The organism is Azonexus sp. MM2026_4, assembly GCF_055901855.1.
In genome coordinates this window covers 4,038,707-4,053,440 of the sequence record NZ_CM148380.1, presented here as the reverse complement: position 1 = coordinate 4,053,440, position 14,734 = coordinate 4,038,707, and the positions used below count along the sequence as shown (strand labels likewise).

The following is a 14,734-nucleotide window of genomic DNA, read 5'->3' as shown; positions in this document are numbered from 1 at the left end:
GCGGCCGCCTCACAGGCAGAGCGCGTCCGGGTCGGCGCGCATCAGGCGCTTGTTCATCTTGCCGACGCTGGTCTTGACCAGCGTCTTGACGAAGCGCACCTGCAGCAGCACGCCGTAGCGCGAAACGCCAGCCGCCTCGATGGCATGCGCGGCATAGTTGCGCAACGCGTGCTCGCTGACCTGGCCGACGAACTCCGGCTTCAACAGCACCAGCGCCAGCGGCCGCTCGCCCCACTTGTCGTCGGCCACGCCGATCACCGCCACCTCCTGCACCGCCTCGTGTTTGGCGACGATGTCCTCGAGTTGCAGCGACGAGGTCCACTCGCCGCCGGTCTTGATCACGTCCTTGATCCGGTCGGTGACCTTGAGATAGCCGGCGGCATCGATGTTGCCGATGTCGGCGGTATGCAGGTAGCCGCCCGCCCACAGTTCCTCGGACGCCTCGGGCGCATGCAGGTAGCCCTGGGTCAGCCAGGGCGAACGGACGACCACCTCGCCGGTGACCTTGCCGTCGTGAGCGACGTCGCGCATCTGGGCATCGACGATGCGCAGGTCGACCAGCGGCAAGGGGCGGCCGGTCTTGGCGCGGATCACCGCCTGCTCGGCCGGCGACTTTTCCAGGTCGGCGGTCGACAGGTGGGCCAGCGTCAGCACCGGGCAGGTTTCCGACATGCCGTAGCCGGTGAACAGGTCGATGCCGCGGGCCAACGCGGCGCTGGCCATGGCTTCCGGCATCGCCGCGCCGCCTATGATCAGTTTCCAGCCGGCGAAATCGGTTTTCGCCGCCGCCGGATGACTGAACACCATGTGCAGGATGGTCGGCACACAGTGCGAGAAGCTGACCCCCTCCTCCTCGACCAGGCGGCAGATCAGGTCGGGCTGGTAGCGGCCGGGATAGACCTGCTTGAGCCCGAGCATCGTCGCTAGGTAGGGGAAGCCCCAGGCGTGGACGTGGAACATCGGCGTCAGAGGCATGTACACGTCTTCGCGGTGCAGGCGCCCCTGAGCGGCCGCATTGCCGGTGCCGCTGGCGATGCCGAGCGTGTGCAGAACCAGTTGCCGGTGGCTGAAGTAGACGCCCTTCGGGTTGCCGGTCGTGCCGGTGGTGTAGAAGGTCGTCGCCTGCGCGTTCTCGTCGAAATCCGGGAAGTCGTAGTCGGCTTGCGCAGCGGCCAGCATCGCCTCGTACTCGCCGGCAGCGACCACCGGCGACGCCGGCATGGCCGCCTCGTCGCTGATCAGGATGAAGGCACGCACGCTCTCCAGGCGGCCGGCGATCTCGGCGAGGATGGGGAAAAACTCGCTATTGACGATGACCACGTCGGCCCGCGCGTGGTTGAGCGTGTACAGAATCTGTTCCGGGCTGAGGCGAACATTCACCGTCTGCAATACGGCGCCCATCATCGGCACCGCGAAGAAGCTTTCCAGGTAACGATGACTGTCCCAGTCCATCATCGCCACCGTATGGCCGGCCTCGACGCCGAGCGAGGAGAGCACGTTGGCCAGGCGGCCGATACGCTGGCGCAGCTCGCGGTAGGTGTAGCGGAGCCGGCCCTGGTAGGTGATTTCCTGGTCTGGCGCCGTGGCCAGCGGCGTCAGCAGCAACTGCTTGATCAGCAGCGGATATTGATAGGCCGACGGCGTCAACCCGACGATTTTTACCGGCATCTGGTGCTCTCTCCCTGAATCCCTGTTGTGACAAGATTTTTTCAGGGATTTTACGCCTGCCGGTGGCGCCCCGGGTCAGCGGTGGCGGCTGCCGCTGCGATGTTGTTGCGGCCCGCCGGGCTTTTTCGCGGTTTTCGCCGGTGCCCGCGCCGGCTGCGGCTGACGCCCGCCACGCGGCGCTTGCGGCGGCCGGGGGGTGGCGTGCGCCGACTGCTCGAAGCCCTCGATGACGACACGTTCCAGCGTGCGCTTGATCAGCTTCTCGATGTCCTTCAACTGGGGACGCTCGTCATGGCAGACCAGCGAAACCGCCTCGCCTTCCATGCCGGCGCGGCCGGTGCGGCCGATGCGGTGCACGTAATCCTCGGGAACATTGGGCAGCTCATAGTTGATCACGTAGGGTAGCGCGTCGATGTCGATACCGCGGGCAGCGATGTCGGTTGCCACCAGCGCCACCAGCTTGCCTTCCTTGAACTCGGAAAGCACGCGCGTGCGGGCCCCCTGCGATTTGTCGCCGTGAATCGCCGCCGCCTTGATGCCGGCCTTGTCCAGCGCCCGCGCCAGCGCGTCGGCACCATGCTTGGTCCGGGCAAAGACCAGCACCTGGTGCCAGCCGCGCGTCTGGAACAGGTGGCAGAGCAGTTCCTTCTTCCTTTCGCGGTCGGTCTCGATGACTTTCTGCGTCACCGTTTCGGCCGCCGTATTGCGCGCCGCGACATCGACCGACACCGGCTGGTGCAGCAAACCAGCCGCCAGTTCGCGGATTTCCGGCGAGAAGGTGGCGGAAAAGAGCAGGTTCTGCCGTTGCTTGGGCAGCAGCGCGATGATCTTGCGGATATCGCGGATGAAGCCCATGTCGAGCATGCGGTCGGCTTCGTCGAGGACGAAGATCTCGATGTGGCCGAGATCGACGGTCTTTTGCTGGACGTGGTCGAGGAGCCGGCCCGGCGTCGCCACCAGGATGTTGACGCCGCGGCGCAAACCGGCGATCTGCGGGTTGATGCCTACGCCGCCGAAGACGGCCAGCGAATTGATCGGCAGGTGCTTGCCGTAAGTGCGCACGCTTTCCTCGACCTGGATCGCCAGCTCACGGGTCGGCGTCAGCACCAGCACGCGCGGCGTGCGGGCAACGCGGGTGAGGCGGTCGTTGGCGCCGGCCGACAGACGCTGCAGGATGGGCAGCGTGAAGCCGGCGGTCTTGCCGGTGCCGGTCTGCGCCGTGGCCATCAGGTCGTGGCCGGCGAGCACGGCGGGAATCGCCTGACGCTGGATCGGCGTCGGAGTGTCGTAGCCCTGTTCGGCAACGGCGCGTTGGATGTCGGCGGAAAGGCCGAGTTCGGAAAACTGCATGGGGGATACTCCGGGAAAGTGCATTCGGGCGCCGGCGGCGCCCAGGCTGAAGGTCAGTGCAGACCTTCGATGTAGTAGTTGACGCGACCGCGCGGCGCCAGGTATTCGACGACCTCGACCGGCAGCTTGGCCGGATTGAGGACGCTGTCGATCTTCACGTCGGCCTCGCGCAGGTTGACCAGCAGGGCCTCGCTGCGCGGCACGCCGGGGTCGTGCAGCATGACCAGGGGGTGCAGCAGGTCGCTGCTGTTGGTCTCGACGACCAGACCGACGCTACCGTCGTTGAGGGCGACGAAGCAGCCGGGCGGATAGACGCCGACCGACTTGACGAAGAGTTGCAGCAGTTCGGGATCGTAATGCGAGCCTTCGCGCTTGAACATGTGCGCCACCGCCTCGCCGGGGGTGCGCGCGGTGCTCAGGTCGAACGGGTTGCACAGGTTGTCGTAGCGGTTGGCGATGGCGACGATCCGCGCCAGCCGCGGGATGCGGCCAGCCTGCAGGCGGTTGGGAAAACCGCTGCCATCCCAGCGCTCATGGTGGCAGGCGATGGCATTGCGCACGCCGACCGGCAGTTCGGGAATCACCGAGACGTGCTTGATGCCGTAACCGACGTGCGCCTGGTAGAACTGTTCCTCGGCATGCGTGCGCTGGCTGTTGCGCAGCACGCGGGCCGGCACCTCGAGCTTGCCGATGTCGTGGAACATGGCGCCCAGGCCGAGCCAGCGCATTTCCTCTTCCTCGAGCCCGAGCGCGCGGCCAAGCAGCAGCGACAGCACGGCGACGTTCATCGCGTGCTGGGCCATGCCCGGCTCTTTGACCTTCATGTTGACCAAGTGGATGGCGACGCTCTGGCTACCGATCAGGCTGCCGACCATGCGGCCGACGGTGTTCTTGGCCTTGCCGTAGGATTCGGCGGGGCGGCTGCCGAGGTCGCGCAGGATGTCCTGGACACCGCTCGCTTCCTGCTCGTAGAGCCGTTCGCAGCGGGCCAGGCCTTCGCGCTGGGCGCGCACGCGCTCGGTGCGTTCGCGCTTGTCGTGGATCATCGACGCCATCACCGCCGCCGAGAAATCCTCTTCCGGCGCTTGTGCCTTCGGTTCCGGCAGCGGCTGCGCCGTGCTGCGCGCCGGGTCCCATTCGATTTCCTTGAACCCCAGGCTGCGCAGGACCTTGATCTGGTCGTGGCTGGTCAGGCGGAAGCGGTTGAGCAGGAACGGGTGGTCGAGCCAGCCCAGCCCGGTGATCGAGATGAAGACGCCAGGCTGCAGCCGATCGACCGGGACCGTGTGTTTCATGCGCCGATCAGGGAGAGGCCGCGGTCGAGGTCGGCCTGCAGGTCGACCAGCGCTTCCAGGCCGACGGCGATGCGCAGCAGGCCTTCGCCGATCCCCGCCGCCGCGCGCGCTTCCGGAGAAATCCGGCCGTGCGTGGTGGATGCGGGGTGGGTGATGGTGGTCTTGACGTCGCCGAGGTTGGCGGTGATCGACAACAGGCGGCAGTGGTCGACGACGCCCCAGGCTTCCGGACGACCGCCGCGCACTTCGAAGGAGACGATGGCGCCGCCCGATTTCTGCTGCGTCTTGGCCAGCGCGTGCTGCGGATGCGAGGCCAGCCCCGGGTAATAAACGCGCGCCACCTTGGGATGCGCTTCCAGCCAGGCGGCCAGCCTGGCGGCGTTGGCGGATTGCGCCTCGACGCGCAGTTGCAGCGTCTCCAGCCCCTTGAGCAGGACCCAGGCGTTGAACGCCGACAGGGTCGGACCGGCGGTGCGCAGGTACTTGAAGACTTCCTCGGTCAGTTTCTTCGGACCGCAGACGGCGCCGCCGAGCACCCGGCCCTGGCCGTCGATGTACTTGGTCGCCGAATGGACGACCAGGTCGGCGCCCAGTTCCAGCGGCTTTTGCAGGATCGGCGTGCAGAAGCAGTTATCGACCGCGACCAGGATGCCGCGTTCGTGGGCGATCGCCGCCAGCGCCCGGATGTCGGCGATTTCGGTGAGCGGGTTGGACGGCGTTTCGAGGAAGAACAACCTGGTTTCCGGGCGGATCGCCGCCGCCCAGGCCGCGGGGTCGGTGGCCGGCACGAAGCTGGTGGTGATGCCGGTACGCGCCAGGATGTTGGAAAACAACTGGACGGTGGCGCCGAACAGGCTGTTCGAGGCGACGATATGGTCGCCCTGCTTGAGGTGGGCGAGCACCAGCGCCATGATCGCCGCCATGCCGCTGGCCGTGGCGACGCAATCCTCGGCGCCTTCCAGCGCGGCGAGGCGTTCCTCGAACATGGTCACCGTCGGGTTGGAGAAACGGGCGTAAACGTTGCCTTCCTCCTCGCCGGAAAAGCGGCGGGCTGCCTGCGCCGCGCTTTCGAAGACGAAGCTGGAGGTCAGATAGAGCGCCTCGGCGTGCTCGCCGAACTGGCTACGCTGCTGCCCGGCGCGGACGGCCAGGGTTTCCGGCTGGTAATTCGTCGCTTCGCTCATCCTCAGTCCTGTCCCTCGGCGAGACCCAGCACCAGTTGCTGCGACGCCTTGCCGTCGCCGTCCTCGTCGTTCTTGCCGGCCTTGCCGCCACGCTTGCCTTCGACCGCGTCGAGGTAATACTCGTCGATGTCGCCGGTCACGTAGCAACCGTCGAAACAGGAAGCGTCGAACACCGTCAGGTCGGGGCGCAGCTTGGTCACCGATTGCTTGAGCGCCTCGATGTCCTGGTAAACCAGCGCGTCGGCGCCGATCTCGGCGGCGATCTGGGCGTCGGTACGGCCGGTGGCGATCAACTCGGCACGGGTCGGCATGTCGATGCCGTACACGTTCGGGTAGCGCACCGGGGGCGCCGCCGATGCGAAATAGACTTTGGTCGCGCCGGCGGCGCGGGCCATCTCGACGATCTCGCGGCTGGTCGTGCCGCGGACGATGGAATCGTCGACCAGCAGCACGCGCTTGCCCTTGAACTCCTGGCCGACGGTGTTGAGCTTCTGGCGCACCGATTTGCGGCGCATCGCCTGGCCGGGCATGATGAAAGTACGGCCGACATAGCGGTTCTTGACGAAGCCTTCGCGGAACGGAATGCCCAGCGCCTGCGCCAGTTGCATCGCCGACGGACGGCTGGAGTCGGGAATCGGGATGACGACGTCGATCTCTTCGACCGGGATCACCTTCTTGACCTTCTCGGCCAGCAGTTCACCCATCGCCAGCCGCGCTTCGTAAACGGAAACGCCGTCGATCACCGTGTCCGGACGGGCCAGATAGACATATTCGAAGATGCACGGCGCGTACATCGGCTGCTGCGCGCACTGGCGGCTGTGCAGCTTGTAATCGAGATCGACGAACACCGCCTCGCCCGGCTCGATATCGCGCACCATCTTGAAACCGAGGGTGTCGAGCGCGACCGACTCCGAAGAAACCAGGTATTCCGTCCCTTCGGGGGTTTCATTCTGGCCATAGACCAGCGGCCGGATACCGTGCGGGTCGCGGAAGGCGAGCAGGCCGTAACCGGCGATCAGCACGACCACGGCGTAGGCGCCGCGACAACGGCGATGGACGCCGGCGACGGCCTGGAAAATGCTGTCAACGTCGAGCTCGTAACCGTGCGCCGCCGACTGCAGCTCATGGGCGAGCACGTTGAGCAGCACTTCCGAATCGGAGTTGGTGTTGATGTGCCGGCGGTCGAGGCGGAACATCTCTTCCTTCAACTGCTCGGCATTGGTCAGGTTGCCGTTGTGGCCGAGGACGATGCCGAACGGCGAATTGACGTAGAAAGGCTGCGCCTCGGCAAAATTGTAGGCCGAGCCGGCGGTCGGATAACGAACGTGACCGATGCCCCAGTTGCCGGGCAGGGCGCGCATGTTGCGGGTGCGGAAGACATCGCGCACCAGCCCCGGCCCCTTGTGCAGATGGAAGGTGTTGCCCTCGGCCGTGGCGATGCCGGCGGCGTCCTGGCCGCGATGCTGGAGCACCATCAGGCCATCGTAAAGCAACTGGTTGACCGGCGTGGTTGCCATGACGCCAAGAATCCCGCACATAGTTTGTTTCCTGATTAACTGAATCGAATTCGTTTGGCCAGATCGAGCGGCAGCATCGGCTTGACCGCCAGAACGGCTGTTTCCAGCGGTGGCGCGAGCGTCGCCTCGCGCCACCAGGGTTGGCTGGGCGCGGCGGTCATGCCGCCAAGCGCCACCAGAAGCAAGATGATCAAGAGACCGCGCGCCAGCCCGAAAAACATGCCGAGCAGACGGTCGGAGACGGTCAGGCCGAGCGCCTTGACCGCCTTGAGCAGCAGCAGGCGGACGATGGCCATCGCCACCAGGACGCCGACGAAGATCAGCACGCAGCCGATCAGGGTGCGGATCGTCGCATCGGCCAGCCCCGCCGGCAGCCGGGCCCCGAGTTCGGGACCGAAGCTGAAGGCGGCGAAGATGCCGAGCCCCCAGGCGACCAGCGCGATCACTTCGCTGATCATGCCGCGCCACAAGCCAAAGGCGAGCGACAGCCCGACGACGGTCAGCGCGATATAGTCGAACACCGTCATGGCTTGGGTGCCACCACTCCGGAGACGCCGATCTTCTGCATCTTGGCCAAGGCCTTGTCGGCCGCCTCGCGGTTCGGGAAAGGACCGGCGCGGACGCGGATCTTCTTGCCCTGCGGCGAATCCAGTGGCTCGGTATAAGTCTTGACGCCGAGCTCGCCGAGCTTCTTGCGCAGGTTGACGACGTTGGCCTCGTTGGTGAAGGCGCCGATCAGGATCAGATGCGCGCCCCCGGTAGCCGGCGTGGCGGCGGTCGATGGCTTGCCGGCAAGAATGGCGGCGGCCCGCTTGGCGTCGTCGTCGGCCACCGGCTTGGCGGGTTCGGGCTTTTTCTCGGGCAGCGGCTTGGCGGCAGGCTCGGGCTTCTTCTCGGGCGTCGGCTTGGCCGGTTTATCCTGGGGCTTGTCGGTGGTCTTCGCCGGTTTGTTATCGGCCGGCTTGGGCGCTGCCGGTTTCTCGGCCGCCGCTGACTCGGGCACTTTCTTCGGTTTGCCGTCGGCACCGAGCACGGGTTGCGTACGCACTGTCTCGACGACGCGCGCCGCCGGCGCGACGTCCAGCGGACGGGCTTCGACGGCAGAGGCCAGTGGCGGTTCGGCGGCCCGCGGCGGCACCGGTTCGGCCGGTGGGGCGGGCGGTTCGCTACCGCTGCGGGTCGGTTCGCTCTCCTGCGGCACGGCCACCATCGCCGGATTGAACGGCTTCTCGTCCTGCCCCGGAATGCGGATTTCGACATCCTGCAGCGGCGGGCGCGGATCGTGGTCCATCAGCATCGGCAACACCAGGGCAACCACGGAGACGAAGAAAACCGCGCCGACCAGGCGGCGACGGGCACGTTTCTTGAGTTGCAGCTGAGCGTCGTTGTCTTCCATCAATCAGGCCTTCCTGTTTAGCGCTGCGAGCGCGCCGGCCACGGTATAGAACGATCCGAAGGCGAGGATTCTATCACTTTCGCCGGCCGCCTCCCGGGCCGCCTGCAGCGCGGCGCCCGGTGTTTCGTGACAGACGATGGCGCCGCCCAGCTCGCCGGCGCGGACGATTTCCGCCAGCGCCGCGGCGCTGGCGCCGCGCGGCCCGTCCAGGGTCGCCAGGTGCCAGACGTCGATTCGCCCCTTGAGCGGGGCCAGCGCGCCGGCGATATCCTTGTCGGCGAGCATGCCGACGACGGCGTGGGTACGGTCGAAAAAACCCATCCCCGAAATGTTGTCGGCCAACACGCGAATTGCCTGCGGGTTGTGGCCGACGTCGAGGACGATCGCCGGTTTTCCAGGGATGACCTGGAAGCGGCCGGCCAGTTCGGTTTCGATCAGCCCCGGGCGGATCGCCTGCATGGTCACCGGCAGCCGGTTGGCGAGCGCGTCCAGCGCCGCCAGCGCGACGCTTGCGTTGAGTAGCTGGGTCGGCCCGCGCAGGCCGGGATGGGCCAGCGTGCGCTTGACCAGTCCGCCAGCGCTGCGGCACCACCAGCGCCACTGCAGGCGGTTTTCGGCGGCGTCGGCAGCCGGTCGTTCGAAACCGAAATCGCGGCCGAGCAGGCGCAGGTCGGCGCCGATCGCCGCCGCGTGGTCGAGCAAGGACTGCGGCGGCTGCGGGTCGGCGCACAGCGCCGGTTTGCCGGGACGGAAGATGCCGGCCTTCTCGAAACCGATCGATTCGCGGTCCGGCCCCAGCCAGTCGGTGTGGTCGAGGGCGATGCCGGTGACGATGGCAACATCCGGTTCGTAGATATTGACCGCGTCGAGGCGGCCGCCCAGGCCGACTTCGAGGATCGCCGCTTCGACGCCCGCGGCGGCGAAGACTTCCCAGGCGGCGAGGGTGCCGAATTCGAAATAGGTCAGCGCGACGCCGCTCGCCAGGCGCGCCGCTTCGACCCGGGCGAAGGCGGCGCAGAGCGCGGCGTCGTCGACCGGCTGGCCGTTGAGGCGGACGCGCTCGTTGTAGGCGAGAAGGTGCGGCGAGGTATAGCAACCGACCCGGTAACCGGCGCGATCGATGATGTTGGCCAGGTAGGCGCAGGTCGATCCCTTGCCGTTGGTGCCGCCGACCGTGATCACCGGGCAGGACTGGGTCTGCGCCAGCGCTTCCTTGACCCGGCGCACGCGATCAAGACCGAGCTCGATGCCGGCCTGGCCTTTCGGATGCAGCCCTTCGAGGTGAGCCAGCCAGTCGGCGAGCGTCTTCAAGCGGCAGCCGGCTGCTTGAGCAGCAGCGACAGGGTGGCGGCGACCTTGTCGCGCAGTTCGCGACGGTCGACGATGAGGTCGATGGCCCCCTTGTCGAGCAGGAACTCGGCGCGCTGGAAGCCTTCCGGCAGTTTTTCGCGCACCGTCTGTTCGATCACGCGCGGCCCGGCGAAGCCGATCAGCGCATTGGGCTCGGCGATGACCACGTCGCCGACGAAGGCGAAGGACGCCGAAACACCGCCCATCGTCGGGTCGGTCAGGATCGAGATGAAGGGCTGGCCGATCTGCGACAACCGGGTCAGCGCCGCCGTCGTCTTGGCCATCTGCATCAGCGAGAACAGGCCTTCCTGCATGCGCGCGCCACCCGAGGCGGCGACGCAGATGAAGGGCGTCTTCTGCTCAATCGCCGCATTGACGCCGCGCACGAAACGCTCGCCGAGCACCGAACCCATCGAACCGCCCATGAAGTCGAACTCGAAGGCGGCGGCAACCACCGGCAGGTTCTTGATGGCGCCCTGCATGACCACCAGCGAATCGCTCTCGCCGGTGTCGCGGTTGGCTTCCATCAGGCGATCCGGGTATTTCTTGGAGTCCTTGAATTTCAGCGTATCGACCGGCAGCACCTCGACCCCGATCTCGAAGCGACCTTCCTGATCGAGCAGCAGGTCGAGCCGTTGCCGGGCGTTGATGCGGTTGTGGTGCGCGCACTTCGGGCAAACGTTGAGGTTCTTTTCCAGGTCGGTCGCATAGAGCACCGCCTCGCAGGCCGGGCATTTGCTCCACAGGCCTTCCGGCAGGTTGGAGCGGCGTTGGCCCTGCTCGCGCTTGATCTTGGGGGGAAGGAGTTTGTCCAGCCAGCTCATGCTTTCACCTCATCTACACCGCGGCGGATGTCCGCCACCAACGCCTTGACGTTGGCGCAGGCAGTCTCTGCCGTCGATTTTTCAATTTCTTCGATAATCCGGCTGCCGACCACGACCGCGTCGGCAAAGGCGGCGATGCGCGCGGCGGTGGCCGCGTCGCGGATGCCGAAGCCGACACCGACCGGCAGACCGGTCTGTTCGCGGATCAGCGGCAGCTTCTGCGCCACCGCCTCAACGTTCAGCGCGCCGGAACCGGTGACGCCGGCCAGCGACACGTAATAGACGTAGCCGCTGGCGATCTTCGCCGTATGCGCGATACGCTCGGCACTGGAGGTCGGCGCGATGAGGAAGATCGGGTCCATGCCGTTGGCCTGCATCGCGGCGCCGAAACGCTCGGCTTCCTCGGGCGGGTAATCGACCACCAGCACGCCATCGACGCCCGATTGCGCGGCCTTCTCGGCAAAGGTATCCAGCCCCATCGCCTCGATCGGGTTGGCGTAGCCCATCAGCACCACCGGCGTCTTATCGTCCTCGGTACGGAAGCGGGTCACCAGCTGCAGCACCTTGCGCAGGCTCATGCCCTTGGCCAGCGCCCGCTCGGAAGCGCGCTGGATGGTCGGACCGTCGGCCATCGGGTCGGAGAAGGGAACCCCCAGCTCGATGATGTCGGCGCCGGCCTCGACCAGCGCCTGCATCAGCGGCACGGTCAGGTCGGCGTCGGGATCGCCGGCGGTGATGAAGGGAATCAGCGCCTTGCGGCCCTCGCCTTGCAGGCGTGCGAAAGTTTGTTGGATGCGCGACATCAGAATACGATCCCCGACTTCTCGGCCACGGTGTGCATGTCCTTGTCACCCCGGCCGGAGAGGTTGACCAGCAGAATCTTGTCTTTCGCCATCGTGGGCGCCAGCTTCATCGCGTAGGCGATGGCATGGCTGGACTCCAGCGCCGGGATGATGCCTTCCAGACGGCAGAGGTCGTGGAAGGCCTTGAGCGCCTCGTCGTCCTTGATCGGCTGGTATTCGGCGCGGCCGATGTCCTTCAGCCAGGCGTGTTCCGGACCGACGCCGGGGTAGTCGAGGCCGGCGGAGACCGAGTGCGTCTCGATGATCTGGCCGTCCTCGTTCTGCAGCAGGTAGGTGCGGTTGCCGTGCAACACGCCGGGCACGCCGGCGGTCAGCGAGGCGGCATGCAGGCCGGTCTCGATGCCGGAACCGGCGGCTTCGACACCGATCAGGCGGACGTCCGGGACGTCGATGTAGGGGTAGAAGATGCCCATCGCGTTGGAGCCGCCGCCGACCGCGGCGATCACCGCATCCGGCTGGCGCCCGGCCATTTCCGGCATCTGTTCGAGGCATTCCTCGCCGATGATCTTCTGGAAGTCGCGCACCAGCATCGGGTAGGGGTGCGGGCCAGCAACCGTGCCGATGATGTAGAAGGTGTTGTGGATGTTGGTGACCCAGTCGCGCATCGCTTCGTTGAGCGCGTCCTTCAGCGTCTTCGAGCCGGATTCGACCGGCACGACGGTGGCGCCGAGCAGCTTCATGCGATAGACGTTGGCCGCCTGGCGACGCACGTCCTCGCTGCCCATGTACACCACACACTCGAAGCCGTAGCGGGCGGCGACCGTGGCCGTCGCCACGCCGTGCTGGCCGGCGCCGGTTTCGGCGATGACACGCGGCTTGCCCATGCGCTTGGCGAGCAGGGCCTGGCCGATGCAGTTGTTTACCTTGTGGGCGCCGGTGTGGTTGAGGTCCTCGCGCTTGAGGTAGATCTGGGCGCCGCCGCAAATCTCGGAGAGGCGCTTGGCGTGGTAGATCGGCGACGGGCGGCCGACGAAATGCTTGAGTTCGTAGTCGTACTCGGCGCGGAAGGCCGGATCGGCCTGGGCAGCGGCGTAGGCCGCCTTCAGCTCATCGAGCGCGCCGAACAGGGTTTCGGCGACGAAAACGCCGCCGTACGGACCGAAATGGCCACTGGCGTCGGGAAAATTGTAATGCGTCTGGGACATGGCAAAACTCCTGGAAAATGGGTGAACGGGAAAACGCGGCTGCCCCGCCTCAGGGATGGTTCGCCAGATGGCGCCGCCAACAGTTCCGGGTGATGCCACCCGCCGATTTCCGCATGTTCCTTCCTAAGCTCCACCAACCGCCGCATCGGCCGCCCGCACGGCGGCCACGAACGCGGCGATCTTGTCGTGATCCTTGATGCCCTTGCCCGCTTCGACGCCCGACGAGACATCGACCGCCACCGGCCGCACCCGCCGGATGGCATCGCCAACATTGCCGGCATGCAAGCCGCCGGACAACACCAGATGCCCCGGCAAGTCCGGCGGAATCAGCATCCAGTCGAAGACGTGACCGCCACCGCCATAGCCCTCGACAAAGGCGTCGAGCAGCAAACCGCGGGCACCGGCGTGCGCGCGGGCGAATTCTACCAGATCGAGCCCCGGCCTCACGCGCGCCGCACGCAGCCAGGGTCTGGCGAAGCTGCGGCAGAACGCCGGCGTCTCGTCGCCATGGAATTGCAACAGGTTGAGCGGCACCGTCGCGCTGGTCGTCGCGACATCGTCCGCCGTGGCGTTGACGAAAAGGCCGACGACGTCGACGAAGGGCGGCACCCGGCATGCCAGTTCGGCGGCGCGTTCCGGTGCCACGTAACGCGGACTGGGCGGATAGAAGACGAAGCCGATGGCGTCGGCGCCGGCGGCGACCGCGGCATCGACATCGGCTTCGCGGGTCAGGCCGCAGATCTTGATGCGGGTTTTCATGTCAGCAATCCATCGAGAAAATCGTCGGCCGGCTCGGGTAGCCCCCAGTGCGGCTCATAGACCGGCCCACGGAAATACAGGCCATCGGGCGAAAAGGTCGGCGCCGCCAGCTTGCGGTCGCGCATCTGCAGCAGGTCGTCGATCCAGGCGGGCGGCTGGGCGCCTTTGCCGATGTGGACCAGGCTGCCGACCAGGTTGCGCACCATGTGGTGCAGGAAGGCACTGGCCGCGAAGTCGAAGACGAACATCGCGCCGCACTGGCGCACCGAGGCTGCCGTCATCAGCTTCACCGGCGATTTCGCCTGGCACTGCGCCGCCCGGAAGGCCGAGAAATCGTGCTCGCCGGGCAAGCGGGCGCAGGCGTCCTGCATCGCCGCCAGGTCGAGCGGCAGGTGGAACCAGCCCACCCTGTCCTGCCAGAGGCCAGGCCGCTGCGGCCGGTTGAGCAGCAGGTAGCGGTAGCGCCGGCCGTGCGCACTGAAGCGGGCGTGGAACTGATCGCTCACCGGCTGCGCCCAGCGCACCGCGACGCCGTCCGGCAGATGCGTGTTGACGCCGCGCACCCAGGCGCTCAACGGTCGCTCGACCGGCACGTCGAAATGCACCACCTGCTGCATGGCATGGACGCCGGCATCGGTGCGGCCGGCGCACAGGGTCGCCACCGGCACCCCGGCGATCCGCGCCAGCGCCGCCTCCAGCGCGTCCTGCACGGTGCCGCCGCCGGCCTGGCTCTGCCAGCCGCGGAACGGCGAGCCGAAATACTCGACGCCGAGCGCCAGCCTCATGTCAGCGCCACGCCCAGCAACAGGAGCAAGGCCAGCAGCACGGGCCAGGCATCGCCCGCCTGCCAGGCCGGGTATTCCAGACGGACGACGGCGCCGCCCTCGGTAAAGTCCGGCGTCGTGTGCAGCAGGCGGCGCCAGGCGCCTTTTTCCGGCGCCTCCTGCAGGCGCTCGAGGACCAGCGCCAGCCGCACCAGCAGCCGCTCGCTGTCCAGACCACAGGCACGCGCCGGCGCCAGGACGCCCCACAAACCGGCGAGCATGCCGTCGCGCCCGAGTCGCACCAGCAGCCAGGACAGGCAGCCGAGGACGACAAGCAGCCTGACCGCGTGCAGGCTCGCCTCGGCGATGCCTTCGTAGGTCGGCGCCCAGGCGAGGTCAGCGTAGGCTTCGCCCGGCGTGTTGTAGGCCAAAATCAGCCACAGCGTCAGCAGCAGCCAGCGCGCCCGGCGCACGAATCCCAGCCAGGCGCGCAAGACGCCCGGTAGCGCGCCAAGCAGGACGGCAAACGCGGCGAGCGGCAGATAGCCGAGGTATTGCACGGCGATCACGGCGGACGACCAGAGAATCAGGGCGGCGGTAGGATGCAAAACGGCTCCAT

At 67.0% G+C, this 14,734-nt stretch carries 14 protein-coding genes; all 14 read right to left on the bottom strand.

Annotated elements, in window-relative coordinates:
- Positions 1-9: 9 nt before the first annotated feature.
- The 14 genes from AC0KWY_RS19160 to AC0KWY_RS19095 all read right to left on the bottom strand — a co-directional run bounded on the left by AC0KWY_RS19160 (position 10) and on the right by AC0KWY_RS19095 (position 14,723).
- Complete coding sequence (locus AC0KWY_RS19160; protein WP_474027086.1) at positions 10-1,668, bottom strand: fatty acid--CoA ligase; 1,659 nt, start codon at positions 1,666-1,668, stop codon at positions 10-12.
- 75 nt (positions 1,669-1,743) lie between these two features.
- Positions 1,744-3,018 carry a DEAD/DEAH box helicase gene (locus AC0KWY_RS19155; RefSeq protein WP_474027085.1) on the bottom strand — a complete coding sequence of 425 codons (1,275 nt, stop codon included), beginning with the start codon at positions 3,016-3,018 and terminating at the stop codon, positions 1,744-1,746.
- Between the two features lie 53 nt (positions 3,019-3,071).
- Entirely contained in the window at positions 3,072-4,313 is a 1,242-nt protein-coding gene (locus AC0KWY_RS19150) for an HD-GYP domain-containing protein (protein WP_474027084.1), read from the bottom strand.
- Positions 4,310-5,497 carry an O-succinylhomoserine sulfhydrylase gene (locus tag AC0KWY_RS19145; RefSeq protein WP_474027083.1) on the bottom strand — a complete coding sequence of 396 codons (1,188 nt, stop codon included), beginning with the start codon at positions 5,495-5,497 and terminating at the stop codon, positions 4,310-4,312. Before AC0KWY_RS19145 ends, AC0KWY_RS19150 begins: the two co-directional genes overlap by 4 nt.
- Positions 5,498-5,499: 2 nt before the next feature.
- A complete protein-coding gene (gene purF, locus AC0KWY_RS19140; RefSeq protein ID WP_474027082.1) occupies positions 5,500-7,035 on the bottom strand; it encodes an amidophosphoribosyltransferase in 1,536 nt (511 codons plus the stop codon).
- 14 nt (positions 7,036-7,049) lie between these two features.
- Positions 7,050-7,541, bottom strand: coding sequence for a CvpA family protein (locus tag AC0KWY_RS19135; protein WP_474027081.1), 492 nt, complete (start codon positions 7,539-7,541; stop codon positions 7,050-7,052).
- A complete protein-coding gene (locus AC0KWY_RS19130) occupies positions 7,538-8,410 on the bottom strand; it encodes an SPOR domain-containing protein (protein WP_474027080.1) in 873 nt (290 codons plus the stop codon). Before AC0KWY_RS19130 ends, AC0KWY_RS19135 begins: the two co-directional genes overlap by 4 nt.
- A gap of 3 nt (positions 8,411-8,413) precedes the next feature.
- Complete coding sequence (gene folC, locus AC0KWY_RS19125; protein WP_474027079.1) at positions 8,414-9,721, bottom strand: bifunctional tetrahydrofolate synthase/dihydrofolate synthase; 1,308 nt, start codon at positions 9,719-9,721, stop codon at positions 8,414-8,416.
- The gene (gene accD, locus AC0KWY_RS19120; RefSeq protein ID WP_474027078.1) at positions 9,718-10,584 is read right to left on the bottom strand and encodes an acetyl-CoA carboxylase, carboxyltransferase subunit beta; all 867 of its coding nucleotides are present in this window, start codon (positions 10,582-10,584) and stop codon (positions 9,718-9,720) included. The genes folC and accD overlap by 4 nt, the downstream gene beginning before the upstream one ends.
- Positions 10,581-11,387 carry a tryptophan synthase subunit alpha gene (gene trpA, locus AC0KWY_RS19115; RefSeq protein ID WP_474027077.1) on the bottom strand — a complete coding sequence of 269 codons (807 nt, stop codon included), beginning with the start codon at positions 11,385-11,387 and terminating at the stop codon, positions 10,581-10,583. The genes accD and trpA overlap by 4 nt, the downstream gene beginning before the upstream one ends.
- Positions 11,387-12,592 (bottom strand): tryptophan synthase subunit beta, encoded by a 1,206-nt coding sequence (trpB, locus tag AC0KWY_RS19110; RefSeq protein ID WP_474027076.1) that lies wholly within the window; start codon positions 12,590-12,592, stop codon positions 11,387-11,389. The genes trpA and trpB overlap by 1 nt, the downstream gene beginning before the upstream one ends.
- A gap of 123 nt (positions 12,593-12,715) precedes the next feature.
- Complete coding sequence (locus AC0KWY_RS19105; protein ID WP_474027075.1) at positions 12,716-13,351, bottom strand: phosphoribosylanthranilate isomerase; 636 nt, start codon at positions 13,349-13,351, stop codon at positions 12,716-12,718.
- Positions 13,348-14,136 (bottom strand): tRNA pseudouridine(38-40) synthase TruA, encoded by a 789-nt coding sequence (gene truA / locus AC0KWY_RS19100; protein WP_474027073.1) that lies wholly within the window; start codon positions 14,134-14,136, stop codon positions 13,348-13,350. The genes AC0KWY_RS19105 and truA overlap by 4 nt, the downstream gene beginning before the upstream one ends.
- Positions 14,133-14,723 carry a hypothetical protein gene (locus AC0KWY_RS19095; protein ID WP_474027071.1) on the bottom strand — a complete coding sequence of 197 codons (591 nt, stop codon included), beginning with the start codon at positions 14,721-14,723 and terminating at the stop codon, positions 14,133-14,135. The genes truA and AC0KWY_RS19095 overlap by 4 nt, the downstream gene beginning before the upstream one ends.
- Positions 14,724-14,734: the final 11 nt, after the last annotated feature.

Excerpts from the sequence above, each read along its gene's own strand:
- AC0KWY_RS19135 (WP_474027081.1), bottom strand. The coding sequence starts at position 7,541 with ATGACGGTGTTCGACTATATCGCGCTGACCGTCGTCGGGCTGTCGCTC.
- trpB (WP_474027076.1), bottom strand. The coding sequence starts at position 12,592 with ATGTCCCAGACGCATTACAATTTTCCCGACGCCAGTGGCCATTTCGGT.
- AC0KWY_RS19105 (WP_474027075.1), bottom strand. The coding sequence starts at position 13,351 with ATGAAAACCCGCATCAAGATCTGCGGCCTGACCCGCGAAGCCGATGTC.
- accD (WP_474027078.1), bottom strand. The coding sequence starts at position 10,584 with ATGAGCTGGCTGGACAAACTCCTTCCCCCCAAGATCAAGCGCGAGCAG.
- AC0KWY_RS19130 (WP_474027080.1), bottom strand. The coding sequence starts at position 8,410 with ATGGAAGACAACGACGCTCAGCTGCAACTCAAGAAACGTGCCCGTCGC.
- AC0KWY_RS19145 (WP_474027083.1), bottom strand. The coding sequence starts at position 5,497 with ATGAGCGAAGCGACGAATTACCAGCCGGAAACCCTGGCCGTCCGCGCC.
- truA (WP_474027073.1), bottom strand. The coding sequence starts at position 14,136 with ATGAGGCTGGCGCTCGGCGTCGAGTATTTCGGCTCGCCGTTCCGCGGC.
- trpA (WP_474027077.1), bottom strand. The coding sequence starts at position 11,387 with ATGTCGCGCATCCAACAAACTTTCGCACGCCTGCAAGGCGAGGGCCGC.
- purF (WP_474027082.1), bottom strand. The coding sequence starts at position 7,035 with ATGTGCGGGATTCTTGGCGTCATGGCAACCACGCCGGTCAACCAGTTG.
- AC0KWY_RS19160 (WP_474027086.1), bottom strand. The coding sequence starts at position 1,668 with ATGCCGGTAAAAATCGTCGGGTTGACGCCGTCGGCCTATCAATATCCG.
- AC0KWY_RS19150 (WP_474027084.1), bottom strand. The coding sequence starts at position 4,313 with ATGAAACACACGGTCCCGGTCGATCGGCTGCAGCCTGGCGTCTTCATC.
- AC0KWY_RS19155 (WP_474027085.1), bottom strand. The coding sequence starts at position 3,018 with ATGCAGTTTTCCGAACTCGGCCTTTCCGCCGACATCCAACGCGCCGTT.